Annotated in this window: 18 protein-coding genes; 8 read left to right on the forward strand and 10 right to left on the reverse strand. The window is 66.7% G+C overall.

Features of this window, described 5'->3' with window-relative positions:
* Positions 1 to 4: 4 nt before the first annotated feature.
* Positions 5 to 1,954, forward strand: a complete 1,950-nt coding sequence (locus ACSYDW_RS13370) for an acyl-CoA dehydrogenase family protein (RefSeq protein WP_438339218.1) — start codon at positions 5 to 7, stop codon at positions 1,952 to 1,954.
* Here the strand turns inward: ACSYDW_RS13370 and ACSYDW_RS13375 are convergent.
* Positions 1,942 to 3,519 carry a PucR family transcriptional regulator gene (locus ACSYDW_RS13375; protein ID WP_438339219.1) on the reverse strand — a complete coding sequence of 526 codons (1,578 nt, stop codon included), beginning with the start codon at positions 3,517 to 3,519 and terminating at the stop codon, positions 1,942 to 1,944. The two genes, ACSYDW_RS13370 and ACSYDW_RS13375, sit on opposite strands and share 13 nt — an antisense overlap.
* A gap of 176 nt (positions 3,520 to 3,695) precedes the next feature.
* Between ACSYDW_RS13375 and ACSYDW_RS13380 the strand changes: the two genes are divergently transcribed.
* From ACSYDW_RS13380 to ACSYDW_RS13390, 3 genes are all read left to right on the forward strand, one after another.
* Positions 3,696 to 5,750, forward strand: coding sequence for a hydantoinase/oxoprolinase family protein (locus ACSYDW_RS13380; protein ID WP_438339220.1), 2,055 nt, complete (start codon positions 3,696 to 3,698; stop codon positions 5,748 to 5,750).
* Between the two features lie 2 nt (positions 5,751 to 5,752).
* Entirely contained in the window at positions 5,753 to 7,750 is a 1,998-nt protein-coding gene (locus ACSYDW_RS13385) for a hydantoinase B/oxoprolinase family protein (RefSeq protein WP_438339221.1), read from the forward strand.
* A gap of 306 nt (positions 7,751 to 8,056) precedes the next feature.
* Complete coding sequence (locus tag ACSYDW_RS13390; protein ID WP_438339222.1) at positions 8,057 to 9,403, forward strand: purine-cytosine permease family protein; 1,347 nt, start codon at positions 8,057 to 8,059, stop codon at positions 9,401 to 9,403.
* A 149-nt stretch (positions 9,404 to 9,552) separates the two neighbouring features.
* On the opposite strand, the gene ACSYDW_RS13395 is transcribed toward ACSYDW_RS13390, so the two are convergent.
* Together ACSYDW_RS13395 and ACSYDW_RS13400 are read right to left on the reverse strand one after the other, a co-directional pair.
* Positions 9,553 to 10,326, reverse strand: coding sequence for a gamma-glutamyl-gamma-aminobutyrate hydrolase family protein (locus tag ACSYDW_RS13395; protein WP_438339223.1), 774 nt, complete (start codon positions 10,324 to 10,326; stop codon positions 9,553 to 9,555).
* A gap of 33 nt (positions 10,327 to 10,359) precedes the next feature.
* Positions 10,360 to 12,012: a PucR family transcriptional regulator gene (locus tag ACSYDW_RS13400; RefSeq protein ID WP_438339224.1), complete on the reverse strand. Its 1,653-nt coding sequence runs from the start codon at positions 12,010 to 12,012 to the stop codon at positions 10,360 to 10,362.
* 132 nt (positions 12,013 to 12,144) lie between these two features.
* Between ACSYDW_RS13400 and ACSYDW_RS13405 the strand changes: the two genes are divergently transcribed.
* The 3 genes from ACSYDW_RS13405 (at position 12,145) to ACSYDW_RS13415 (ending at position 15,689) form a co-directional block, all read left to right on the forward strand.
* Positions 12,145 to 13,638, forward strand: a complete 1,494-nt coding sequence (locus ACSYDW_RS13405) for a CoA-acylating methylmalonate-semialdehyde dehydrogenase (protein ID WP_438339225.1) — start codon at positions 12,145 to 12,147, stop codon at positions 13,636 to 13,638.
* Between the two features lie 31 nt (positions 13,639 to 13,669).
* The gene (locus ACSYDW_RS13410; RefSeq protein ID WP_438339226.1) at positions 13,670 to 15,043 is read left to right on the forward strand and encodes an aspartate aminotransferase family protein; all 1,374 of its coding nucleotides are present in this window, start codon (positions 13,670 to 13,672) and stop codon (positions 15,041 to 15,043) included.
* Between the two features lie 175 nt (positions 15,044 to 15,218).
* A complete protein-coding gene (locus tag ACSYDW_RS13415; RefSeq protein ID WP_438339227.1) occupies positions 15,219 to 15,689 on the forward strand; it encodes a hypothetical protein in 471 nt (156 codons plus the stop codon).
* Here the strand turns inward: ACSYDW_RS13415 and ACSYDW_RS13420 are convergent.
* Positions 15,686 to 16,927: an MFS transporter gene (locus ACSYDW_RS13420; protein ID WP_438339228.1), complete on the reverse strand. Its 1,242-nt coding sequence runs from the start codon at positions 16,925 to 16,927 to the stop codon at positions 15,686 to 15,688. The genes ACSYDW_RS13415 and ACSYDW_RS13420 overlap by 4 nt on opposite strands.
* 163 nt (positions 16,928 to 17,090) lie before the next feature.
* On the opposite strand from ACSYDW_RS13420, the gene ACSYDW_RS13425 reads away from it, so the two are divergent.
* Positions 17,091 to 17,567, forward strand: coding sequence for an Lrp/AsnC family transcriptional regulator (locus ACSYDW_RS13425; RefSeq protein WP_438339229.1), 477 nt, complete (start codon positions 17,091 to 17,093; stop codon positions 17,565 to 17,567).
* A 233-nt stretch (positions 17,568 to 17,800) separates the two neighbouring features.
* Here ACSYDW_RS13425 and ACSYDW_RS13430 read toward each other — a convergent pair whose 3' ends face one another.
* The 6 genes from ACSYDW_RS13430 to ACSYDW_RS13455 all read right to left on the reverse strand — a co-directional run bounded on the left by ACSYDW_RS13430 (position 17,801) and on the right by ACSYDW_RS13455 (position 23,758).
* The gene (locus tag ACSYDW_RS13430; protein ID WP_438339230.1) at positions 17,801 to 18,961 is read right to left on the reverse strand and encodes an amidohydrolase; all 1,161 of its coding nucleotides are present in this window, start codon (positions 18,959 to 18,961) and stop codon (positions 17,801 to 17,803) included.
* Positions 18,943 to 20,055: a mandelate racemase/muconate lactonizing enzyme family protein gene (locus ACSYDW_RS13435; RefSeq protein WP_438339231.1), complete on the reverse strand. Its 1,113-nt coding sequence runs from the start codon at positions 20,053 to 20,055 to the stop codon at positions 18,943 to 18,945. The genes ACSYDW_RS13430 and ACSYDW_RS13435 overlap by 19 nt, the downstream gene beginning before the upstream one ends.
* Positions 20,056 to 20,140: 85 nt before the next feature.
* Positions 20,141 to 20,950 carry an amino acid ABC transporter ATP-binding protein gene (locus ACSYDW_RS13440; protein ID WP_438339232.1) on the reverse strand — a complete coding sequence of 270 codons (810 nt, stop codon included), beginning with the start codon at positions 20,948 to 20,950 and terminating at the stop codon, positions 20,141 to 20,143.
* On the reverse strand, positions 20,947 to 21,939 hold the full coding sequence (locus ACSYDW_RS13445) for an amino acid ABC transporter permease (RefSeq protein ID WP_438339233.1): 993 nt from the start codon (positions 21,937 to 21,939) through the stop codon (positions 20,947 to 20,949). The genes ACSYDW_RS13440 and ACSYDW_RS13445 overlap by 4 nt, the downstream gene beginning before the upstream one ends.
* A complete protein-coding gene (locus tag ACSYDW_RS13450) occupies positions 21,936 to 22,877 on the reverse strand; it encodes an ABC transporter substrate-binding protein (RefSeq protein ID WP_438339234.1) in 942 nt (313 codons plus the stop codon). The genes ACSYDW_RS13445 and ACSYDW_RS13450 overlap by 4 nt, the downstream gene beginning before the upstream one ends.
* Positions 22,878 to 22,897: 20 nt before the next feature.
* Positions 22,898 to 23,758, reverse strand: coding sequence for a hypothetical protein (locus ACSYDW_RS13455; protein ID WP_438339235.1), 861 nt, complete (start codon positions 23,756 to 23,758; stop codon positions 22,898 to 22,900).
* Positions 23,759 to 23,829 lie beyond the last annotated feature (71 nt).

Consider the following 23,829-nt stretch of genomic DNA (forward strand, 5'->3'; position numbering starts at 1 on the left):
CGCCATGAGCATCGATGACCGTCTCTCCACCGAACCCGTCGACGAGAAGGCGGCCCGCCAGGTTGCCGAGGACGCCCGCGAGCAGGCGTGGGAACGCCCCAGCTTCGCCAAGGGCCTCTACATGGGGGACTTCAACTGGGCGCTGGTCCACCCACACCCGCAGCCAGATGCCGAGGTGGCGGCACGCGGCGCGATGTTCCTGACCAAGCTGCGCACGGCGCTCGAGGGGTTCGATGCGGCACTGATCGAGCGCGAGGCACGCATCCCCGACTCCTACATCGCAACCCTTCGCGAGATCGGCGCCTTCGGCATGAAGATCCCGCTGAAGTACGGAGGCCTGGGGCTGAGCCTGCTGGACTACGGGCGGGCCCTGATGTTGGTGGGCACCGTCAGCCCGAGCATGGGCGCGCTGCTCTCTGCCCACCAATCCATCGGTGTCCCCGAACCAGTCAAGATGTTCGGCACCGAGGAGCAGAAACACGCCTTCCTCCCCCGCTGCGCGACCGGCGCGATTTCCGCGTTCCTGCTCACCGAAAACGACGTGGGATCGGACCCGGCCCGACTGGGAACCACCGCGACGCTCTCCGAGGACGGGGAGAGCTACAGCATCAACGGCGCCAAGCTCTGGACCACCAACGGGGTCGTTGCTGAACTGCTCGTGGTCATGGCCGCCGTACCTGCCCACAGGATGCCGGACGGCTCCATGGCCCGCGGCGGCATCAGCGCTTTCGTGGTGGAGGCGGACTCCCCCGGCATCACCGTCGAGAACCGTAACGCCTTCATGGGGTTGCGGGGCATTGAAAACGGTGTCACCCGCTTCCGCAACGTGGTGGTCCCTGCCGGGAACCGATTGGGCAAGGAGGGCGCGGGCCTGAAGATCGCGCTCAGCACGCTGAACACCGGGCGTCTGTCGATCCCCGCCATGTGCGCGGGGGCCGGCAAGTGGTCGCTGAAGATCGCCCGCGAGTGGTCCAACGCCCGCGTCCAGTGGGGCAAGCCGGTGGGCGGCCACGAGGCGGTGGGCAAGAAGATCGCGTACATCGCCGCCAGCACCTTCGCCCTCGAATCGGTCTTCGAGCTCTCGGCCGGCCTTGCCGATGCCGGAATGAAGGACGTGCGCATCGAGGCAGCACTGGCCAAGCTGTTCTCCTCGGAGGTTGCATGCAGGATTGCGGACGAACTGGTGCAGATCCGCGGCGGTCGCGGCTACGAGACTGCCGACTCCCAGCGTGCCCGCGGCGAACGCGCGGTCCCCGTGGAACAGCTGCAGCGCGACCTGCGCATCAACCGCATCTTCGAGGGATCCACAGAGATCATGCACCTGCTGATCGCCCGCGAGGCCGTCGATGCCCACCTGAAGGCCGCGGGCGACCTCGCCAGCAAGGACGCGGACCTTCAGGCCAAGGCGAAGGCGGCGCTGGGCGCCTCCGGCTTCTACGCCAAGTGGCTTCCCACACTGGCGGTGGGCACGGGACTGCTGCCGAACTCCTACTCGGAGCACGGGCGCCTGGCGCCCTACCTGAGGCTCATCGAACGCTCGTCGCGGCGGCTGGCCCGGCACACCTTTGCTGGCATGGCCACGTGGCAGGCCGGCATGGAATCGCACCAGGCGTTCCTGGGCCGGGTCGTCGACCTCGGTGCCGAGCTATTCGCGATGGCCGCATGCATCTCGCGCGTCGGACTCCTGCGCACCACCGATCCGGCCCATGCCGACTCGGCCGAGCTGCTGGCGCTGGCCTTCTGCGAACAGGCAGAGCACCGCTGCGAGGCCCTGTTCAAGGAGCTGTGGGCCAACAGCGACAAGACCGACGGGAAACTTGCCAAGCGGGTGCTGGCCGGGGACTTCGAGTGGCTCGAGTCCGGGATCATCGACACCTCGGAGGGCACCGGCGAATGGATCGCCGGGTGGTCCGACGAACCGAAACCGGAGGTGCGAAGGCCCTACTCGGGATGAGCGTGCTGGATGCGGAGCCGTCCGATTTCATCGTGGTAGGCCAGGTACAGGTTGCTGACGATGCCGGCTTCGTTCAAGGAGCCGCCGAGCAGGTCCCCGGCCTTCTTGATCCGGTAACGCACGGTGTTGGGATGCACATACAGCCACGCGGCCACCCGGGCGATATCCTGGTCCATGGCCAGGTAGGCCTGGAGCGTCTCCACGAGCTCCTTGTCGTGGCGCAACGGCTGCACGAAGACGTTCAATCGCTTGCGGTCGGTGGGGCTTTTCAGGCGTGCCAGCAACCAACTGGCGGGATCCGCATCGTCCATTTTCACCAGGTGTCCCTTCCCGGTACCGGGAACCAACCGCCGGCGGGCGATGGCGGCGGCAAGGTCGGCGTCCATGAAGAGTTCGGGGATGTATGAGAGTGCGCTGGAGGCCTCGCTCATTCCCACCACAAGGTCCTCGGCGTTTGCCGCCAACCACTGCTCGGTCGCCCGCGTCTGGGGCATCACTGCATGGAACCCGGCGGGAACCTCCGGGGTCTTCCCGTTCTCGGCGAAGAGCATCGGCAGCCCCAGCCGGTCCGCCGAATCGATCAGTGAATCGACCCTCGCCGGCAGCAGCGGGGCATCATTGAGGGTTGTCGCGACGACGGCCCTCACGGGCTCGAAACCCGTGAATCCGAAGGGCTTAAGCAGTTCCCAGTAGCGCAGTTCGCGGGCGACTGCGATGCCGTCCTGCAGGCTGGTGAGCATTTGTGCGTTGTCATGCCTCTGTCTGGACACGTCCAGCTGGCTGATCCCGTTGATGGCCCCGAGCATGCGCTGCGTTGTCTCGAGCAGCACATCGCCCAGATCGTCGAGCATGGCGCCTTGCCGGGTGGCGATGGCCAGGTGGTAGCCCCGCCCGCGCAACACCATGGAACGGTACATGACCTCCCAACGGCCGATCGAGACCCGCTCGAAACGTGCGGGCTGGGAACTGATGGCGCTGAAAATGAGGTTGGTGGGGCCCTCGCCGGTGGACTCGATGATTTCACCGGACGTTCCATACAGCACGGCCGTTCCCCGGCAGGCTGTCGCCAGCCGGGCGATCAACGACCGCATGGGCTCCTCGGTGGAGATGCTGTCGAGCAGGTCGTTGGTCAGCCACATCATCCTCTTGAGCCCGTACGAGTCCGGCTCCTGGGCGCTTCTGTTGACGAAGTTCTCGATCTGGTGGAACGGAACTTCCTGTGCCACGGAGACCAAGGGAACCCCTGACTCGGCACATGCATCAACCAAAGCCTGCGGGACCTTCTGGTGGTAAACGCCCACACCGAACAGCAACGCTGCGATCTTGGCCCGTCGCAGGCCCTCGACAAGCTCCCTGGCCGGAGCCACCGGATGCGCGTCGCCCGGAAGGCGCATCCCGGTGGTCAGCATGAGGTTCCCCGGTTCGAACCAGCGAGCCGGTTCATGGATTTCGGAAGTGTGGGCCCCGGAGACTTCGGGGTCGACGACACCCGGGACGACCAGTTCCAGGCCGAATGCCTTCTGTGCCAACAAGTCGCTCAGCCGTAACACACGCGGTTCTTTCACCAAGGGCCTTCCATCGCCGGATAGCCCGGGGGCCGCGTTCTGGCTCCATCCACATGGGCTTTTGTAGAAATTACAATCTAGCCCGATCGTTCTTTGACTTCCACCAGTGACAGAGATCCACATCACAAAGCATCGTTGTCTCAGCACACTTCACCGAACCCCTCAAGGAGCACTGGATGGCCAACGTACGAGTCGCCGTGGACGTCGGAGGCACCTTTACCGACGTCTGCATTTTTGACGAGGAAACCCAGAAAATGCGGGTAACCAAGGTCCCGTCGACGCCCCACGACCCCATGCTCGCCGTGATGAGCGGCGTCGACCGCGCCGAGATCGACCTCGCCGATGTTTCACTCTTTTCCCACGGAACCACCGTCGCCACCAATGCGCTGATCACGCGCAAGTTCCCGTCAGCCGCCATGGTCACGACCAAGGGATTCCGTGACGTGATCGAAATCCGGGACGGCACGAAGGACGATCTTTGGGATGCCTACAACGACGTTTCCGGGCCCTACATCCGCCGCCGCGACCGCTTCGAGGTCACCGAGCGCGTGGACTTCTCCGGCAAGGTGGTCACCCCGCTGGACGAGCAGGCCGCACGCAGCCTCGCGGCGCTGCTGCGCAAGCGCGGCGTGAGCACGATCGCCGTCTGCTTCATCAACTCCTACGCCAATCCTGCCCATGAGATCCGCATGCGTGATATTCTCGAGGAAGAACTGCCCGAGGCGACGGTGTCGACCTCCGCAGAGATCCTTCCGGAAATCTTCGAGCACGACCGTTTCAACACCGCCGTCTCGAACGCGGTGTTGGCGCCCCTGGTCACCGGCTACGTGGACCGGTTGGCGGAACAGCTCAAGGACGGTGGCTACACCGGCGACCTGCTGCTGTTGCATTCCGGCGGCGGTTCGATGACCCCGCGCATGGTCAAGCGCTACCCGGTCCGGCTTGCGGCTTCAGGCATCGCGGCCGGTGCCATCGCAGCCAAGCACGTGGCCCAGCAGTGCGGCTTCGAGAACGCGGTCGGCCTCGACATGGGCGGCACCTCCACCGACATTGCGCTGGTATCCGGTGGCGAACTGCGCATCACCAAGGAATGGCAAGTCGAGTACGGCCACCCGATCGTCTTCCCCTCCATCGAGGTCTTGACCATCGGCGCCGGCGGCGGCTCACTGGCCCACATCGACATCGCCGGTTCGTTGCGCAACGGCCCGCAGTCGGCGGGCGCCGCCCCGGGTCCTGCCTGCTACGGGACCGGCGGCGACCAACCGACCAACTGCGACGCCAACGTGACGCTGAACCGGCTGGGCACGTCCCTGGCCGGCGGGGCCAAGACCCTGGACCGCACGCTCTCCCGCGAAGCCATCAACCGCGTCATCGCCGGCCCGCTGGGCATGGAGGAGGCGGAAGCCGCGCACGCCATCCTGCAGGTGGCCAATGCCAACATGGCTGACGCCGTCCGCTTGATCTCCATCCGGAGGGGCTACGATCCCCGCGACTTCGCGTTGATCGCCTTCGGCGGTGCCGGGGCCCTCCACGGCGCCGAGGTGGCCCGGGAACTGAACATCCCCACTGTCGTGGTTCCGGCGAACCCCGGCGTCACCTCCGCGTTGGGCTGCCTGCTGGTGGATATCCGCCACGACCTCTCGGCGATGTTCACCGGGCTCGCCTCGGACACCGATCCGGCTGCGGTCGAGGCCCAGTTCACCGCCCTGGAAAAGGAGGCAACTGCCAGGTTGCGCCACGAGGGCGTGAGCGACGAGAACGCGGTCCTGCAACGCGAGATCTCCATGCGCTATGCCGGGCAGTGGCGTTCGCTCTCCGTCCGGATCGGCTCCGGGCGCGGGGCGCTCGAGGCCGCCGTCGAGACCTTCCACCAGGAACACGAGCGCGAATTCGCCTTCCGCCAGGACGACCAGCCGGTGGAGATCTACCAGCTGCTGCTCAGCGCCGTCGGCAAGACCCCGAAGCCGGCCTTCGTGCCGGCCACCGAACTCACCTCCGACCCGGGCGAGCCGGCCTCGGTCCGCGAGGTCTACTTCGGTGAAACCGGCTGGGTATCCACGCCCGTCTTCGACCGCGACACCCTGCCTGCCGGCGCCACCTTCGACGGCCCCGCGATCGTCGACCAGCTGGATTCCACCACCGTGGTCCCGCCGCGCACCACCGCCGAGATCGACGGCTGGGGCAACATCCGCATCCACCTCCACGACCTTCCCTCCACCAAGGAGTCCTAGCCATGACCGACACACTTTTGGCCACAGAAACCGCGGCGGCGCTTCCTCCCCGTTCGAGGCTCGACCCGGTGACCTTCGAAGTGCTGAAAAACGCATTCGCCACCTCCGTCGACCTCATGAGCGAGCAGATCCTGCGCACCTGCTACTCCTTCGTCATCTACTCCCGCGACTTCTCCTCCGCCCTGTGCGACGCCGCGGGAAACACCGTGATGCAGGGTTCCGGCGACATCGCCGTGCACGTGGGAACGCTGCACTTCCAGTGCAAGGCCGTGATCGAGGAGTTCGGCACGGACATCCACCCGGGCGACGTCTTTGCCATCAACGACCCGTACCGCGGCGGAACCCACTTCAACGACGTCTCCTTCATCCGCCCGATCTTCGCCGGCGGGGAGATCATCGCCTTCGCGCAGAACAAGGGCCACTGGGCCGACATCGGCGGGAACGTGCCGGGTTCCTTCGACGTGAACGCCAAGGAACACTTCGGCGAGGGCCTGCGCATCACCCCGGTGCGCATCTGGTCCAAGGGCGTCTTCCTGCACGACGTCGCCCAGCTCCTGGTGTCCAACACCCGTGCCCCGCGCCAGGCCATGGGCGACCTGCATGCGCAGTCCGAGGCAACAGCCGTCTGCGAGCGCGAGCTGCACCGCCTGGTGGAGAAGTACTCCAAGGAGACGGTGCTCGAGGCAATGCAGGAAACCCAGGACTACGTCGAACGCATCGTCCTGCGCCAACTGCTCTCGCTTCCGCAGGGCGAATGGGAAACGACCGACTACCTGGACGTCGATCCGGGCAAGGGCGAGGGCCTGGTGCCCATCAAGATCAAGCTGAAGCTCGACGGCACGGGCATCCACTACGACCTCTCCGAATCCGCCCCGGCCGTGGCAACGTTCCTGAACTCCGGCTACGGGACCACCCACTCTGCGATCTACGCCGGCACCAAGACCTTCTTCCCGGACGTCCCGCTGAACTCCGGGTTCTACGCCGCGGTACAGGCCGAGATCGGAGAGGAAGGCTCGGTGGTCAACGCCGGCTGGCCGTTCGCCGTCACGGGATTCTGCTCGGGGCCCTACGAGAAGATCATGAACGGCATCTTCGAATTGTGGAGCCAGATCATGCCCGAACGCGCCATGGCCTGCGCGTTCAACCTCGAGTACCTGCTGGTCGGGGGCAAGGACGCCCGCACCCCCTCCAACGAGTACTTCATGTGGTACGACTGGATGGCCGGGGGCTGGGGTGGACGCGCCTCCAAGGACGGCTCCAGCGCCACCGCACCGGTCTTCGGCCCGGGCCTGGCGGTGCAGCCCGTCGAGGGCCAGGAACGCCTCTCCCCCGTGCTGACCACCCGCCACGAGATCGCCATCGACTCGGCCGGGCCGGGCCGGTACCGCGGCGGTCTGGGCATCGAAAAGGGCGGCGTGCTGACCGATGCCTTCGACACCGTGATGAGCTACTGCTGTGACAGGGCACGCTCCATCACCTGGGGCATCGAAGGCGGGTTGCCCTCCATCCCCCACGGGGTCTGGCTGAACAAGGGCACCGAGGAGGAACGCTTCCTCGGCTCGAACTTCTCCTCGGTCCCGGTGCAGTCGGGCGACTCGTTCACCAGGCCCTCGGCCGGGGGCGGCGGATACGGCGACCCCTTGCTGCGCACCGCGGCGGAAGTCCGGGAGGACGTCATCGACGGCTACGTTTCGCTGGAACGTGCGGCGAAGGACTATGGCGTGGTCATCCGGGAAGTCGACGCCGAGCTCGACGACTACGAGATCGACGAGGAAGCGACCTTGCTGCTGCGCGAGGAGATCCGCGCCTCCCGCGCCGGCTGGCTCGCCGAGGACCCGGCGGTCGTCGCGGCCGGTTACCGCGACGGCAACATCCCGATGCTCGATGTGATCCGCCGCCACGGAGTGATCCTGGACTGGGGAACCGGTGAACTGTTCGGCAACACCACGGCCGAGTACCGCCAACTGATGGCGCGGCGTTCATCCTCGCACTGGGCCTGACACGCCCCAACCACCGCGGCCGGAGGGATGCGGGGTGCATGTCCCGGGGCAACCCGAAGGCATCCGCATCCCCGGCCGCGAACCCCCGGCACGGGGCAACGACCTTCCCCGCACGAGGGGAACCGGGGCGGCATTCGTGCTTCCCCAAGCCGCCCGCAGGCGGCACCCGTTCGACACGCTTCACCGGGCTGCGGCCAATCCACGGCCGCCCCAAGCCCCTTCCTTGTCATCCGCATCCGGCATCAGGCATGCCCCGGCACCGTAGCCGGGGTCCATGGCCCATGCCTGTTTCTGAGGAGAAGTACCTTGTCAACACAATCACCGGTGGTTCAAGAAGCCGCCAATTCCAAGATGAGCGCGGGATCGCTGTCCATGGCCTGGTACGGCCTGGTCTCCGCCATGTTCTTCATCTACATCGGCGCTTCGCTGGCCCAGGCCTACGGCACCCGCGACACCCTGATCGGGCTGGCCATCACCATCGTTCTCTACGGTGCAATCAACCGCGTCTTGGCAGGTTATGCCATGAAGAACGGGCTCACCGTCGCGCAGTTCTCCCGCACCCTGCTGGGGCGCAAGGGCGCGGTGCTGGCCACGCTCGTCTTCGCCGCCACGGCCATCTACTACGCCGTCTTCGAAGGCGCGATCCTGGGCTATGCCTTCCAGGCCCAGTTCGGCGGGCCCATCCAGCTCTGGTACGCCCTGGTGGTGCTCTACACGGTTCCGCTGATTGCCGGCGGCATCCAACGCTGGCTGGACAAGATCAACGGCTGGCTGCTTCCCGTCTACTGGGGCGGACTGGCCACCGCCGTCATCTGGGCCGGCATCGCCTATCCCAACGGCAACGCCTGGCTGACCCACTCGACGGGCCAGCTTCCCTTCGCCGCCGGCGGTCCCGGGTGGCTTGCCACCTGTGCGGCCTTCATGGGCGTCTGGATCCTGATGATGTACACCATGGATTTCGCGGCGCTGGGCCGGGCCAAGGACGTGAAGTTCCACCAGCGCTACACCTTCGGTTGGCTCTTCTACACCCTGGCGTTCGGCGCGAACTCGCTGATCGGCATCTACCTCACCTTCACCATCCCCGGGGCGGAGGCTACCGAAACCGGAGTGGCCGGGGCGCTGGTCCAACTCATGGGCCCGTTGGGCCTGCTGGTGATCTTCGTGTCGCAGACCCGCATCAACACCGCCAACTACGCCCTGGGCATTTCGAACCTACGCGAATTCGGCGAGCGCGCGCTGCACCTTCGGCTTCCCGCCCTGGCGTGGGTTGGAATTGGTGCCACCATCATCTACCTGCTGATGCTGCTTCCCGTGGTCAAGTACCTGCTGTTGGCCCTCTCCTGGCAGGGAGCCCTGGTCACCGGCTGGGTTGCCATCGCGCTGGTGCACATCTGGCACGAAAAGGGCGAAGGCCTCGGCGCGCCGGGCGGTTCTGAACCCGATGCCGCGTTCCCCGCCTTCAACCTGGCCGGCGTCGTGGCTTGGGTGGCATCCGCCGGCGTCGGGATCGCCCTGATCCAGTCGGGAACCGCGTGGGGAGCCAATGTCGGCTCGCTGCTCACCCCCGTGTTGGCGGCGCTCGTTTATGCGTTCCTGATCCGCACCGGGAGGGGCACCTCCCGGCCGGCTTCGGTGGAAGCGGCCCGCCGCTAGCGGCACACCCAAGGTGCCCGGACCCGTGCGGGGAACGTCGTTGGCGTTCCCCGCACATCCATTGCCGGCAGGTTCCCCCGGCAAGGACACCGACGCTCCGCATGGACCTGGAACCACAGGTCCATGCGCACGCCGCGCGGCCCACGGCGCTAGCGCAGGGCCACTGCCCTTCGTCCGCGCCGCACGGCGGCCTCCTGCAGGAATGCCCCGAGCAGGGCCTCGAACTGCCCGGCCGGCGTGCCCGGTTCCTCGGGATGCCACTGGACACCCAGCACCCATTCCCCGCCCGTCGACTCCGGAACCTCGATGGCCTCGATGATGCCGTCCTCGGCGAGCGCGGAGACAACCAGCCCGGCACCCAGCTCCCCCACCGCCTGGTGGTGGGAGGACTTGACGGTGGCGTGGCCGGATCCGAGGATGCCGCGCAGGCGCGTTTCGGCCACCAGCATCACCTCGTGCTCCACCATGTCCCCGGCCGGGCTGTGGTCCTTGTGGAAGGATTCCGGCCCGAGGTCCTCAACGAGCGTGCCTCCGCAGGCGACGTTGAGCAGCTGGGTACCGCGGCAGATCGCCAGGACCGGGCGGTCCGCGGTGCGCGCGGCGCGGATGAGCGCCAGTTCCAGGTCGTCCGCCCGCGGATCGACCCCGTTGATGCTCGGGTGCCCGGCGCTTCCGTAGAGGGCCGGGTCGACGTCGCCTCCCCCGAGCACCAGGACCGCGTCAACCAATTCGATGTCCACCAGTTCCCGGGCCTCGGCCGGGAGGTCCGCACCGGAGGCGTCAAGCAGCAGGGCGCGGCCCCCGGCCGCCTCGATGCCCGCCACCGCCAGGGCGGAAAGCCTGCCGATGTCGGCCCCGTAGGCCTCGTCGTAGGAGGCCGAACGGAGGGGTGCGGTCAGGGCAATCAGTGGCGCATCGGTCATGCTTGAACCCTACAGGCCGGAGATTTCGGCCGGCTACTGGTTCTCCCCGAGCCGGTACCAGAGCATCGCCACGTGCAGGGAGGTGCGCGACTCGGCATCCTCGAGGCTGACCCCCAGCTTGTCCTCGAGCTTCTCCAGCCGCGCGTACAGGGCGGGCCGGCTCAGGAAGCCGGTCCGGGCCAGCGCCGACTTGTTGCCGCCGTGCCTGAGGTAGAGCTCGAGCAGTTCGAGGGCCGCGGGGTCCGGCGGGTCGATGATCCCCGCGAGCTCGGCCTCGGCGAAGGAGCGGACGCGGACATCGCCCTGCATGAGCGCCAGCAGGCCGCGCAGCCGCACATCGGCGAAGCGGTAGAAGGGCCTGGCCTTGGTGTCGAAGGTCGCGACGATCTCGGCCACCTGGGCGGCCTCGTCCAGTCCCCGCGCAGCCTCCTTGACGCTCCCCCTGCCGTGCCCGACGCCCACCGACCAGTCCACCCGCAGCTGTTCCCGGGAGAGCTGCCGGAAGATGCGCTCGAGCAGCGGTTCCTCGAGCTGCTTGGCGCTGACACCCAGCACCATCCCGATCTGCCCCGATTGCAGGCTGGCCCCCAGCGCCGTGGCCCGGGAGGAATCAAGTACGGCCAGCAGGGCCTCGAGCAGTTCGCGCTCGCGCAGCTGCAACCCGGTGGGTGTCTGCCCGGCACGCGTGTCGAGGCGCAGCACGACCGGCACGTAGTGCGCCACGTCGGCCAGCCCCAGCGCCATGGCCCGCACGAGCACCTCGTCCGCACCCAGGGCATGGGCCTGGCGCAATTCGTGCAAAAGGCCCGCGCGCGCCTGGTGCAGCAGCTCCTTCTGGTCGCGGCCCGCCAGGCGGGCGATGGACAGGGTCTGGCCCGCGCGTTCGAGCACCATCGCCGCGTCGTCGTCGTCGGCCAGCGCCCCGGGCACCACGAGCCGGCCCCAGCGCTGGCCGCGCACGCCCACGGGGGTCTGCAGCCAGCTTTCCTCCCCTGCACCGCGGCCCGTGGATTCCAGGTAGCCCACCCTCCGGGAGCGTTCGGCCCAGCGGGCCAGCAGTTCGGCGCGCTCGGTGTCGGAGGCGTCGAAGGCCAGCACCAGGTGGCCCACGTCCTCGAGCACCACCGGCGCCCCGATCAGCCGTGCGGCACGCGCGACGATTTCCTCCTCGTCCGCGTTCTCCAGGCTCAGGGCGGTGAACACCTCGTGGATGGTCCGCGAGCGCTCCAGCGCGGCGAGCTGGTCGGAGACCAGCATGCGGTGCGCCACCTCGGTGATTTCCACGAACCTGACCCGCCGGTGCAGCAACACCACGGGAAAGTCGATCCTGCTTGCCGCCTCGCGCAGCGCGCCGATGGCAAGGTCCACGTGCCTGCTGACCCCCGGCACCAGCTCCACCAGGATCCCCACGGCCCCGGCATCGCGGACCTGGCGCAGGAAGTCCCGGACCCCGGTGCCGCCCTCGCCGAAGGCCATGCCGGTGGTGAGCACCAGCTCCCCGCCGGTCAGCAGTTCGGCCAGGTCGGGGGTCTCCGTCACGTGGACCCAGCGCACTGCCGTGCCCAGCATGTCGAACCCGCTGAGCACCTCGGGTGCCCCGGCCTGCACCACGGGCAGTTCCAGGATGCGGGCAATGCTCAGGACGGCCGGGACTCCCGGGGTTTCGAGGCGTGGTTCAGGGTTCACACGACACAGTGTATTGCTTCGCGCGAAAGAACTGACACATTGGAAATGTTGCGGACGTGACGCGGGCGACACAATGGAACAAGGAACACGGTGAAACACCGTTTCACCACCCCGTCTTGAAAGGACAACCACGTGCAGACCCTCTCCCACTGGTCCAACGGCGCCACCCTCGAAGCCCCGGCCGATTCCCGCTACGCAGATGTCATGAACCCCGCCACCGGCGAGGTCAGCTCCCGCGTGGCACTGGCCAGTGCAGAGACCACCGCCGAGGTCGTCGCCGCAGCCCACGCCGCCTTCCCGGCATGGCGCGACACCTCGCTGACCCGCCGTGCGAACATCCTGTTCAACTACCGCGAACTGCTGAACAAGCGCAAGGGCGAACTCGCCGCCATCATTACTGCCGAGCACGGCAAGGTCCTTGACGACGCCATGGGCGAGATCGCCCGCGGCCTCGAAGTCGTCGAGTACGCCTGCGGCATCCCGCACCTGGTCAAGGGCGGCTACACGGAGAACGCCTCCACCAAGATCGACATCCACTCGATCCGCCAGCCGCTCGGCGTTTCCGCCATCATCTCCCCGTTCAACTTCCCGGCCATGGTGCCGATGTGGTTCTTCCCGATCGCCATCGCCGCCGGCAACACCGTGGTCCTGAAGCCCTCCGAAAAGGATCCGACGGCCGCACAGTGGATGGCCGAACTCTGGAAGGAAGCCGGTCTCCCGGACGGCGTCTTCAACGTCGTGCACGGCGACAAGGAATCGGTCGACGTCCTGCTGACCGACCCGCGCGTCTCCTCGGTCTCCTTCGTGGGCTCGACCCCGATCGCCCAGTACGTCTACTCCACGGGCACCGCCCACGGCAAGCGCGTCCAGGCCCTCGGCGGCGCCAAGAACCACATGCTCGTCCTCCCGGACGCCGACCTCGACCTGGCCGCCGACGCGGCAGTCAACGCCGGCTTCGGCGCCGCAGGCGAACGCTGCATGGCCATCTCCGCACTCGTCGCCGTCGACTCGATCGCCGACGAGCTTGTCGCGAAGATCGCCGAGCGCACCCGCACCCTGCGCGTCGGCGACGGCACCCGCGGCTGCGACATGGGCCCGCTGGTCACCGCCGCCCACCGCGACAAGGTCGCCGGCTACATCGACGCCGGCGAGGCAGCGGGCGCCACGATGGTGCTCGACGGCCGCCAGGTCTCCCCGGATGCCGACGGCGAGGGCTTCTTCTTGAACCCGACCCTCTTCGACAACGTCACCACCGACATGTCCATCTACACCGACGAGATCTTCGGCCCGGTCCTCTCCGTGGTCCGCGTCGAGTCCTTCGACGAGGGCATCGAGACCATCAACGCCAACCAGTACGGCAACGGCACCGCGATCTTCACCAACGACGGCGGCGCGGCACGCCGCTTCGAGAACGAGGTCACCGTGGGCATGGTCGGCATCAACGTGCCGATCCCCGTCCCGATGGCGTACTACTCCTTCGGCGGTTGGAAGAACTCGCTCTTCGGCGACACCCACGCCTACGGCGCCGAGGGCGTCAACTTCTTCACCCGCGGCAAGGTCGTCACCTCCCGCTGGCTCGACCCGAGCCACGGCGGCCTGAACCTCGGCTTCCCGCAGAACGACTAGGTTCGACGAACTCCACGAAGGAATGAACATCATGAGCATCGATGTGAGCACCGAAGCCGTCACGGCCGAACAGATTGCCGCCGGCGCCCGCGCCCACGAGCTGGACCGCGAGCACGTCTTCCACTCCTGGCAGGCACAGGGTCCGTTCGACCCGATGACCATCCTCAAGACCGAGGGTTCGTACATCTGGGACGGCGCCGGCAACAAGCTGCTTGACTTCTCCTCGCAGCTTGTCAACACCAACATCGGCCACCAGCACCCGAAGGTCGTCGCGGCGATCCAGGAGCAGGCGGCCGCCATCTGCACGGTTGCCCCGCAGTACGTCAACGACGCCCGCTCGGAAGCAGCGCGCCTGATCGCCGAGCTCACCCCCGGCGACCTGAACCGCATCTTCTTCACCAACGGCGGCGCCGACGCCAACGAACACGCCATCCGCATGGCCCGCGTGCACACCGGAAAGCACAAGGTCCTCTCCGCCTACCGCAGCTACCACGGCGGAACGCACCTGGCAGTGAACGTCACCGGCGACCCGCGCCGCGTGGCCTCGGACAACGCGTCCGACGGAGTCGTGCACTTCTTCCCGGCCTACCCGTACCGCTCCTACTTCAACTCCACCACGGAGGCCGAGGAAACGACGCGTGCACTGCGCCACCTGGAAGACACCATCGTCCTGGAAGGCCCCAGCAACATCGCGGCGCTGATCCTGGAGTCGATCCCGGGCAGCTGCGGCATCTACGTGCCGCCGGCCGGCTACATGGAGGGCGTGCGCGAGCTGACCACCAAGTACGGGATCGTCTTCATCGCCGACGAGGTCATGGCCGGCTTCGGCCGCGCCGGAAAGTGGTTCGCCGTGAACCACTGGAACGTGACACCGGACCTGCTCACCTTCGCCAAGGGCGTGAACTCCGGCTACGTCCCGCTCGGCGGCGTGGCCATCTCCGATGCCATCTTCGAGACCTTCCGCGAGCGCGTCTACCCCGGCGGCCTGACCTACTCGGGCCACCCGCTGGCCTCGGCCGCGGCCGTCGCGACGATCAACGCCATGAAGGAAGAAGGCATGGTGGAGAACGCCGCCCGCATCGGCGAGGACATCATCGGCCCAGCCCTGGACGAGATCAAGGCCAAGCACCCGTCCGTGGGCGACGTGCGCGGCACCGGCTGCTTCTGGGCCGTGGAACTCGTGGCGAACCGCGAGACCCGCGAACCGCTCGCCCCCTACGGCGGCACCTCGCCGGCCATGGCTGCGGTGACCGGGGCCTTGAAGAAGGCCGGCATGTTGCCGTTCGTGAACTTCAACCGCATCCACGTGGTTCCGCCGCTGAACATCAGCGACGCGGACCTGCGCGCGGGCCTCGCCATGCTCGACGAGGCACTGTCGGTCGCCGACGCCTTCGTCGAGGCCTGACGGGCAAAAGCAACACCGCACCAAGGCGCCGGCCCGGTGCCCGGGGAACCATCCCCCGGGCACCGGGCCGGTTCCCGCTTAAGCTTCCGCCCGGCTCTGCCCACCGGCTCGGCGGACCGCCCGGTAAGCCCAAAGGTGCATGTGGAAGCGGCATTGATCTGGATACCATGGGCAGATGTACCTACCCGTCGATTTCGCGACACCCATGTTCTATGTGGCGGCCGCCGTGGTTCTCGCGCTGTTCGCCATCCCGCTGGGCATTGGCGCCGTGGTGCGCTGGCTGAGGTTTCGGGCGGATGCCGTGGGCCTGCAGACCTATGCGCGCCGCAGGGACCTGCGCATCCAATCCGGCGTGGCGATTGCCTGCACCGTCCTGATGACCGCGGCCTTGGTCACAGCCTCCGTCGGGTGGGAGGAATCGCGCCGGAACCTCGGCACGAACATCGAGGCCCGCTACGAGGTCAGCGAGGTGAATGTGACAAGTTGGAACGGCACTTGGGCCGAGGTCGACCTCATCGACGGCACGGGCCGCCCCGTGCGCGGGATCGAGGTGTTCGTGGACGAGAACCACACACCCGAACTTGTGGAACCCGACTTCGGTACGGGCCCGGCGGACGGCCCGGTACCCCTGCTGGAACTGCGCTAGGCCTTCGACGCCCGCGAGATCCTCAGGGCGACCACGGCAAGCACCAGGCAGCAAACGGCCACGGCCGAAACGAAAAGCGTCGCCGCCGCGCTGATGCCCAGGACGCCGGTCAAGGCACCCAGGCCCACCACCGGGGCCGCGCTGCCCAGGTACGTCACCACGTAGACGGAGCTGAAGACCCTGGCGCTTTCGTGCGGCGGAAGGCTCACGGACAAGCGGTGGAACGCGGACTGGAACGCGATGCCCTGGGCGATCCCGGCACCCAGCATGGCCAGGCAGAGCATCCACAGCTGTCCCGATTCCGCTGTCACCACGATCAGCACCGATGCCACAGCCATCATGGCCAGGGCACCTGGCAACGAGGATCCGCGGGCCGGAGCCAGCAGCTGGATTCCCGCCGAGCCGACCAGCACCAGTGCGGCAAGCGTTCCGGTGCCCACGACGGAGCTGACGCCCGCCGCGTGGGCGAAGTACCCGGGGCCCAGGGACAGGCAGAAGCCGAAGAGCGCGAAGCTGAGGAACCCGACCAGGGAGGTCACCCAGAACTGGGAGCGCACCGTCTCGCTCAGGCGGGGCTTCTGCGGCTTCAGCACCGCGTATTCCCCTGGCGTCGGCGCGATGGCCGGGCGGGCCTGGACCAGGCACAGTGGCACCAGCGTGGCGGCCATGAGCAGTGCATGGACAATGAAGGGGGTGCGTGTCGGCTCGCCGTAGGCGGCGAGGAGCCCGCCCACGATGGGGCCCAGCGCCACGCCTCCGGTGGAGGCCAGGAGCGTGAAGCGGCTGGCCCACCGCGGGTGGCGCGGCAGCAACTCGCGAAGTGCGGCCCCGCTGGCGCCGATGGCCATGGCCACGGCGGCGCCCTGCAGCGAGCGGCCGACCATCAGGGCGCCCAGGCCCTCGGCCGTCGCGAAGACCACTTCGCCGCCCAGCCCGACCACCACGGCGAGCACCAGGGCGGCACGCCGGCCCAGGTGGTCGGACCAGTGCCCGTAAAGCACCAGGCCCAGGATCAGGGCCAGCACGTAGGAGGAGAAGGTCAGTGTGACGGCGAAGGGGCCAAGCCCCAGGCGTTCCTGCAGCAGCGGGTAGAGCGGGGTTGCCAGGTTGGCACCCACCAGCAGCAGCGAGGTGGCAAAGATCGTCAGGACCAACCGTGCGGGAATGCTTGCATTCCAGCCCCGGATGCCGGAAACGTCCGCATGCGGACGCATGGCAAGTTCACTGAATACCGTCATTGCGCATCTCCTCGAGTATTGGCTCGCGCACCACACGCCGAGGATCGCCCAACGCACTGTCACAGAGATTCTGGCAGGAGTTGACCCCTATACTTCAACTATTGGGCAACCACTGATCACGGTGATCAGATTTGGTACCTTGAAGAACGGAATGGGATGCAGCGTGAGCGAACTGGATGAGATCGAGGTCGGGATACTGCTTCACCTGCTCGAGGACCCCCGCACCCAGATCGGCGACATCGCCGATTCGCTGGGGGTTGCCCGCAACACCGTGTCCTCGCGCATGCGCCGCCTGGAGGCCCGCAATGTGCTGCGTTCCGGCGGGCGCGACGTGGACCTGAGCGCCCTCGGGTTCGACGTGCTGGGATTCATCACCTTGGAGGTCGCCCACCGCGAGCTAGATCCGGTGCTCACGGCACTGCGGTCGCTGGACCGGGTGCTGGAAGTCCATGAAATCTCGGGACGCGGCGATGTGTGGTGCCGCGTCGTCGCCCAGGACACCAAGGACCTGCACCGCACCCTGCGTTCGATCCTGCGCATCCGCGGCGTGATGCGTACCGAGACCTCGCTGGCCCTGAAGGAACACCTCCCCTACCGGATCCAGCCGCTTCTCCAAGGCCTGCTCAAGCCTGCTCGCTGATCGAACGCATCGCTGTCACGGGCCAACAGCGCCGGATGGGCAATTCCGGGTACCTGTCCGGGCACCCCCAAGGTGATGGCTGCCCGGACAGGGGAACCCGAAAAGCTGCACTGCGCAGACAGTGCCCTACCGCACGATGCGCCGCCGCCGACGCAAACCCTGCCTGGCGCGGCAGAGGACCGGATCCTTGGACGCGACCGCGCCACGATCGGACGGGCGCCGGATCGACGGTTTCAGCTGGCCGGCACCGGCGAAGTGTTTGAACGTGCCAGGGCCAGCTGGCAGGCCTCGCGAAGGACGCCGGTGGCGCGCTCTAACGCCGTGGGCTCGAAGGTCATCAGCGGGTGGTGCAGGCCGGGCCGGACGTCGGCACCGACAGCCAGCATCGCGGCCTGCAGGGTCGGGGTCCACCGGGTGTAGAAGTGGAAATCGTCGGAACCGGAGGTGACGATCCTCGGGCGCAGGTACCCGCCGCCAAGCGTCGTGGTGACGGCCTTCGCCAGGATCTCCTCGGCCCTGGTTCCGATGGATGCCGCCGGCACCTCGTCGCGGAAGTCGAGCTCGATCGTCGACCCCGTGGTGTCCTCCACCGAACGGCAGAGCCGGACCAGGCCGTCCCGCAATACGGACATGGCCTCGTTGGTTTGGGCCCTGAGGTCCAGACCGAAAGTTCCGTTGCCCGGGATGACGTTGAGGTTCCCGCCCCCGGCCCGGAGCATTGTCATCTTGGCCGAACTGGGGATCTGCGGATCCACCTTGAGTCGCTGCATCCCGGCGGAGATCTCCAGCGCGATGTCCACCGCATTCGCCCCGAGGTGCGGCCTGGCCCCGTGGTGGTCCTCCCCGGTGATCGTGCCATGGACAAAGAGGCAGGCTCCGTGGGATATGGACGGGGCCAGGCAGGGTGCCGGGAGTTCCTGCTGCGGCCGCAGGTGGACGCCGAAGAGGTATTCCAAGCCGTCGGTCACACCCGTCCTCGCCACGAGATCGGCCCCGTTGCCCAGTTCCTCGGCCGGTTGGAAAACCGCGCGCACCGCACCTTCCAACCGCTCCGCCTGCTCGGCCAGTTCGAGCATCACCGTGGCCACCACTGCCATGTTCGCGTCGTGCCCGCAGGAATGAACGGCCTTGGCGGTCCCCTCCACTTCCTGTTGCAGGGCATCCATATCGGCCCTGAGCCCGACCAGGGGTTCGCCCTCTCCCACATCCGCAATGAAGCCGGGGATCGAGGCAAACCTGGTGATCCTCATGCCTGCCCCGCCCAACAACCCGGCAAGGTAGTCCGCCGTGGCGAACTCCTGCATGCTGGGCTCGGGATGCTCATGCAGGTGGGTCCATATTTCGCGGAGCCGGCGGCTCCGGAGGTCCTCTCCCGTCATCGGCTGATTTCGCATTCATCCACCGTCAGTTCCGCAAGGACGCCCCGGTCCACCTCAATGCCCAGGCCCGCCCCCTCGGTGATCTGGACCTCGGGAAGGATGTACTGGAGGTTCCCGGGTTCCTTGGTGAACTTCATCGGTCCCGAGAGCTCGGTGGAAACGATGTTGGGGTGGCTGAGTGCAAGATGGAACCCGGCCGCGGAGGCGATGCTGGTCTCCAGCATGGATCCGATCTGCACCTTCAGCCCACCGAGTTCGGCCTGCGTGGCCAGGCGGTGGCACGGGGTGATCCCGCCGCTCTTCATGAGTTTGAGGTTGACCATGTCCACCGAGCGGTCGCGAACGAATCGAACCAGGTCGTCGGCGTCGACCACTGCCTCGTCGGCCATCAGACGGGCGCTGGTGTGCTGGCGCAAGTGCCGGAAACCCTCGATGTCACCTGCGCGGATCGGCTGTTCCACCCAGTCGATCCGGTAGGGCTCGAGGGCACGGATCATTTCCCTGGCGGTGGCGGGATCCACCCACCCCTGGTTGGCATCCACCCGGATGTCCAGGTCGTCGTTGATTGCCGCCCGCACCGCGCGCACCCGTTCGATGTCCAGCCCGTCCCTGCCACCGAGCTTCATCTTCAAGTGCCGGTAGCCCTGGCTGCGGGCCTGGATGGCCTGTTCTGCCAGGACTTCCGGTGCCAGGATGCTCATCACCTTGGCAATGGTCGGCTGTTCGGGCCGGCGCCCTCCCAGCAGCGCATAGATGGGCCGTTGCGCGGCCTTTCCGGCGAGGTCCCAGCAGGCTATGTCGATTGCCGCCTTCGCCGCGCCGCAACCATGCAACACGCCATCGAGCTGCTGGTGCACGGCCGTGATGTCGCGCGGGTCCATGCCCAGGATCGCCGGGATCAGCCTGGTTTTCAGGGCCTCGACCACGCCGGTCGGGGTTTCCCCGGTGATCATCTCGTCGGGGACGCTTTCGCCATACCCGACCAGGCCGTCGTCGGTCTCGAGGGTCAGGACAATGCTCGGCATCGAATCATACGAGCCGTAAGAGACAACGAATGGTTCAATCAGCGGAACGTCGATCAGGGTGACTGTGGCACGGGAAATCTTCATGTAATGGGGCTCTCTATTCTTAACGGGCGGCCGGTGGGCCAGCGTCGGCGGGGAAAGGGTGCGGTGGCGCACCGCACCCTTGTGGCTACATGACGCTTTCGAGGAAGGCGATGGTCCGCGGGTTCTGCGGGTTGTCCAGAACGTCTTGCGGTGCGCCGGATTCAACGACGACCCCGCCGTCCATGAACACCACCGAATCCCCGGCGCTGCGGGCAAAGCCGATCTCATGGGTCACCACGATCATGGTCATGCCGTCGGCGGCCAGCTTGCGCATGACATCCAGGACGTCGCCAACAAGTTCCGGGTCCAGGGCGCTGGTCGGCTCGTCAAAGAGCAGCAGCTGCGGGTCCATGGCAAGCGCCCGGGCAATCGCCACGCGCTGCTGCTGGCCACCGGAGAGTTGGGAGGGATACGCCTTGGCCAGGTGGGCCAGCCCCACGCGGTCCAGCAATTCCATGCCGCGCTGCTGGGCCTGCTGCCGGGGCAGCTTCTTGACCCCCACGGGTGCCACGCAAATGTTTTCCAGGGCAGTCATGTGCGGGAAGAGGTTGAAGCGCTGGAAGACCATGCCGATGCCGCGGCGCTGCTTGGCTACTTCCCGCGGGGTCATCTCAAAGATGCGGTTCTGTCGCCGGGCGTAGCCAACAAGATCGCCGCCCACGGAGATCCTTCCGCCATCGATCCGCTCCAGGTGGTTGATGCAGCGCAGGAAGGTGGACTTGCCGGATCCCGACGGGCCCAGCAGGCACATCACTTCGCCGGGGTTCACGGTCAGCGAGATGCCCTTGAGCACCTCGACGCCGGCATAGTGCTTGCGGACGTTGCTGGCAACCAGCAGTGGCTCGACGGGTGCGGGGGCCTGCTGAAGCCCGGGGAAGGTGATTGCCTCGGTCATGGCTTGGTTCCTTTCAGGGCTGCGTGGGTCGGGGTCCGGCGGAAGACTGCCTTGAGCCTGCCGATCGGGGTGGGCGCCTGCTGGCGGGCGTTGCCCCTGCCGTAGTGGCGTTCCAGGTAGTACTGCGGGATCGAAAGCACCGAGGTGAGGAAGAGGTACCAGCAGCTGACAACGATCAGCAGTTCCACTTGGCGCAGGTTCTGCGATGAGATCTGGGTTGCCACCGTGTAAAGCTCCAGAACGGCGATGACCGAAAGCAGCGAGGTGTTCTTCAGCATCGAGATCGTCTCGTTGCCCATGGGCGGGATGATCACGCGCATGGCCTGCGGGAGCACCACCTTGAACAGCGTGAACGTCGGGGACATGCCGAGGGACGAAGCGGCCTCGTGCTGGCCCGTGTCCACGGAGATCATGCCGCCTCGGATGATCTCGGCAGAGTATGCCGCCTGGTTCAGCGTCATGGCCAGCAGGCCGGCGGTGAAGGCGGGCACCAGGGTGTTTGTGTCAATGGAAAACACCTTGAAGTCGGTGAACGGGATGCCCAGCGAAATTTGCGAGTAAAGCAGGCCCAGGTAACCCCAGAAAACGATCTGGATCAGCAGCGGGGTGCCGCGGAATACCCAGACATAGAACCAGGCAAAGGCGTTCATCACCGGGTTGCGCGAGAGTCGCATGATGGCCAGCAAGACACCGAGGACCGTTGATACGAGCATTGCGACCACGGTCATCAGGATCGTCAGGCCCACACCGTTGATGATCCGCGGGTTGAAGATGTAGTTGGCGATCGTTCGGTGGTCGATGTTGGGGTTGGTCCACAGCGAGATCGCCAGCACCACGAAGCTGGCCAGGAGCAGCGCAGCAACGACCCAGCGCCACGGGTGGCGCAACGGGATTGCGACGATGTCTTCGGTGAGGTTCACGTCCCCGGTGTTCGTGCCCGGCCCGGACGGGATCTCGCGCTGCGGCGCTGGTGCGGTTACCTGCTTCATTTCTTGTCGGCTTCCAGGTTGATGCCGGCTTCCTTGACGGCATAGTCCGTGAGTTCGTACTTGGCCAGGATGGTTTCGTAGCTGCCGTCGGCGATGATGGCCTTCAGCGCGGCAAGCAGTGCCTTGGAAAGATCCGAGTCCTTCTTCAGCACGCCGATGCCCGAGTGGACCGGCTCGTAGCCGGCAGGGTTTGCCGGGTCGTTGACGATGTCGAAGATCTTCCCGTCGCCGGCGGTCTGGGCGGCGTAGGCTGCAACGGCGGAATCCACGACGTCGGCGACGGCCTTGCCGGAGCGAACAGCGGTCTGTACATCGGTTTCGATGGGCAGTTCGGAGACTTGGATCGGCTTGGATCCGCTGTCGATGCACTTCTGGTCGTAGCCGCGCAGGATCTTGGCCTGGATCGTGGATTTCTGCACCGCCACCGGCTTGTCACACAGGTCGAGGACCGTGGTGATGTTTCCCGGGTTTCCCTCGGGAACCAGGATGGAGAACCCGGCGTGGAAATAGTCGACGAAGTCCAGCGTCTGCTGGCGCTCAACGGTGTCGTTCATGCCGGACATGATGATGTCGTTCTTGCCCGATTGCAGCGACGGGATGATGCTGTCGAAGGCTTGGGTCTGCAGTTCGAGCTTGACCCCGAGCTTCGCACCGAGCGCCTGGGCCAGGTCGTAGTCGAGACCGGTGAGCTGCTGGTTCTCGTCGAACATCTCCATGGGCGGGTACGGGATGTCGGATGCCACTTTGATGACTCCGGCGCTCTTGAAGCGTTCGGGAAGCAGGGCAGCAACGGCCGGGTCGGCCTTGACCTCGGGAAGTGCCGGCCCGCTGGCTGCAGGTGCTTCGGCCGTCGAACAACCCGCCAGGCCGAGGGTGAGGGCCAGCCCTGCCGTGGCCAGAACCGTCAGGGACTTTGCTGCGCGAAATGTGGTGTGCATGTGGTGCTCCTTCGGATGGGTTATGCCTGATCGGTCTTGCTCAGCCGGTACCAGCCGGTACGGGTCACGCCGTCGGCAACATGGCCGGTGGCGAGGGCGGGTTCCAGGATCCCGCGCAGATGGTGCCGCCATTGGGCGGCCTGATTGTTGTCGCTGGCCCGCAACTCGACGATGTCCCGTGGTGCACGGCACCAAATTGCTTCATCGGTTTCGTAGAGGGCCGGCAGCCCATCGGGGCCGTGGGCCTGCGCTGCGCCCAGCGCGGTTGCGTCGAATTGGACCTCTTCCACGATCCCTTCGCTGGCCTTGATGCTGCGCTGCGAGGCCAGTGGCCAGAGCGCAACCAGCCGGTCGCTTTCGTCGTTCGCATTGAGTTGGTCTTCCATGACGCCGTAGAAGTTTTGCGTGTATTCCGAAGCCACGGCACCGAGCTTGGTGAGGTTGAACCGGGCGTTTCGGCTGACCAGTGGGTCGAAGGTCCAGGTCATGGATTCGATCCCGCGGGCCAGGGACCAGGCGCGTTGGTGTTGCTTCAGGGCAAAGCCGATTCCCTTGTCGCCGGTGCCCGGGAGCACGCCGGCGATCAGCGAGTACGACGCGGCTCCGCCGGGTGAAACGATTGCCACCGCAGCCCCACACAGTTCCCCCGCCTTGTCGTAGGCCGCCGTGACGTTGCATCCGGCGTGTGAAATGCTGCGCAGCAGGTCAAACGGAATCGGTGCCCCGTGCGGAGACATGCCCCAGATCCTGATGAGAAGCTCTTCGATCTCCCTGAGCTTGTCGTGTTCGTCAACGACAGTGACTCCGGCTTTGGCTGCGGCTGCGGCTGCGGCCTTGGCCGCCTGGGATGCGATGGGTCCTGCATCAAGAATTAGTGACATGCGTCTACTCTCCATTCATTCCGGAGCCACTGGCTTCGGTGAGCGGCACGAGCTTTTGACAAAAACATTGT

It is taken from the genome of Paeniglutamicibacter selenitireducens (assembly GCF_051550675.1).
Taxonomy (GTDB): Bacteria; Actinomycetota; Actinomycetes; order Actinomycetales; family Micrococcaceae; genus Paeniglutamicibacter.

Excerpts from the sequence above, each read along its gene's own strand:
- ACSYDW_RS13370 (WP_438339218.1), top strand. The coding sequence starts at position 5 with ATGAGCATCGATGACCGTCTCTCCACCGAACCCGTCGACGAGAAGGCG.
- ACSYDW_RS13380 (WP_438339220.1), top strand. The coding sequence starts at position 3,696 with ATGGCCAACGTACGAGTCGCCGTGGACGTCGGAGGCACCTTTACCGAC.
- ACSYDW_RS13385 (WP_438339221.1), top strand. The coding sequence starts at position 5,753 with ATGACCGACACACTTTTGGCCACAGAAACCGCGGCGGCGCTTCCTCCC.
- ACSYDW_RS13395 (WP_438339223.1), bottom strand. The coding sequence starts at position 10,326 with ATGACCGATGCGCCACTGATTGCCCTGACCGCACCCCTCCGTTCGGCC.
- ACSYDW_RS13410 (WP_438339226.1), top strand. The coding sequence starts at position 13,670 with ATGAGCATCGATGTGAGCACCGAAGCCGTCACGGCCGAACAGATTGCC.
- ACSYDW_RS13415 (WP_438339227.1), top strand. The coding sequence starts at position 15,219 with ATGTACCTACCCGTCGATTTCGCGACACCCATGTTCTATGTGGCGGCC.
- ACSYDW_RS13420 (WP_438339228.1), bottom strand. The coding sequence starts at position 16,927 with ATGACGGTATTCAGTGAACTTGCCATGCGTCCGCATGCGGACGTTTCC.
- ACSYDW_RS13430 (WP_438339230.1), bottom strand. The coding sequence starts at position 18,961 with ATGCGAAATCAGCCGATGACGGGAGAGGACCTCCGGAGCCGCCGGCTC.
- ACSYDW_RS13435 (WP_438339231.1), bottom strand. The coding sequence starts at position 20,055 with ATGAAGATTTCCCGTGCCACAGTCACCCTGATCGACGTTCCGCTGATT.
- ACSYDW_RS13440 (WP_438339232.1), bottom strand. The coding sequence starts at position 20,950 with ATGACCGAGGCAATCACCTTCCCCGGGCTTCAGCAGGCCCCCGCACCC.
- ACSYDW_RS13445 (WP_438339233.1), bottom strand. The coding sequence starts at position 21,939 with ATGAAGCAGGTAACCGCACCAGCGCCGCAGCGCGAGATCCCGTCCGGG.
- ACSYDW_RS13450 (WP_438339234.1), bottom strand. The coding sequence starts at position 22,877 with ATGCACACCACATTTCGCGCAGCAAAGTCCCTGACGGTTCTGGCCACG.
- ACSYDW_RS13455 (WP_438339235.1), bottom strand. The coding sequence starts at position 23,758 with ATGTCACTAATTCTTGATGCAGGACCCATCGCATCCCAGGCGGCCAAG.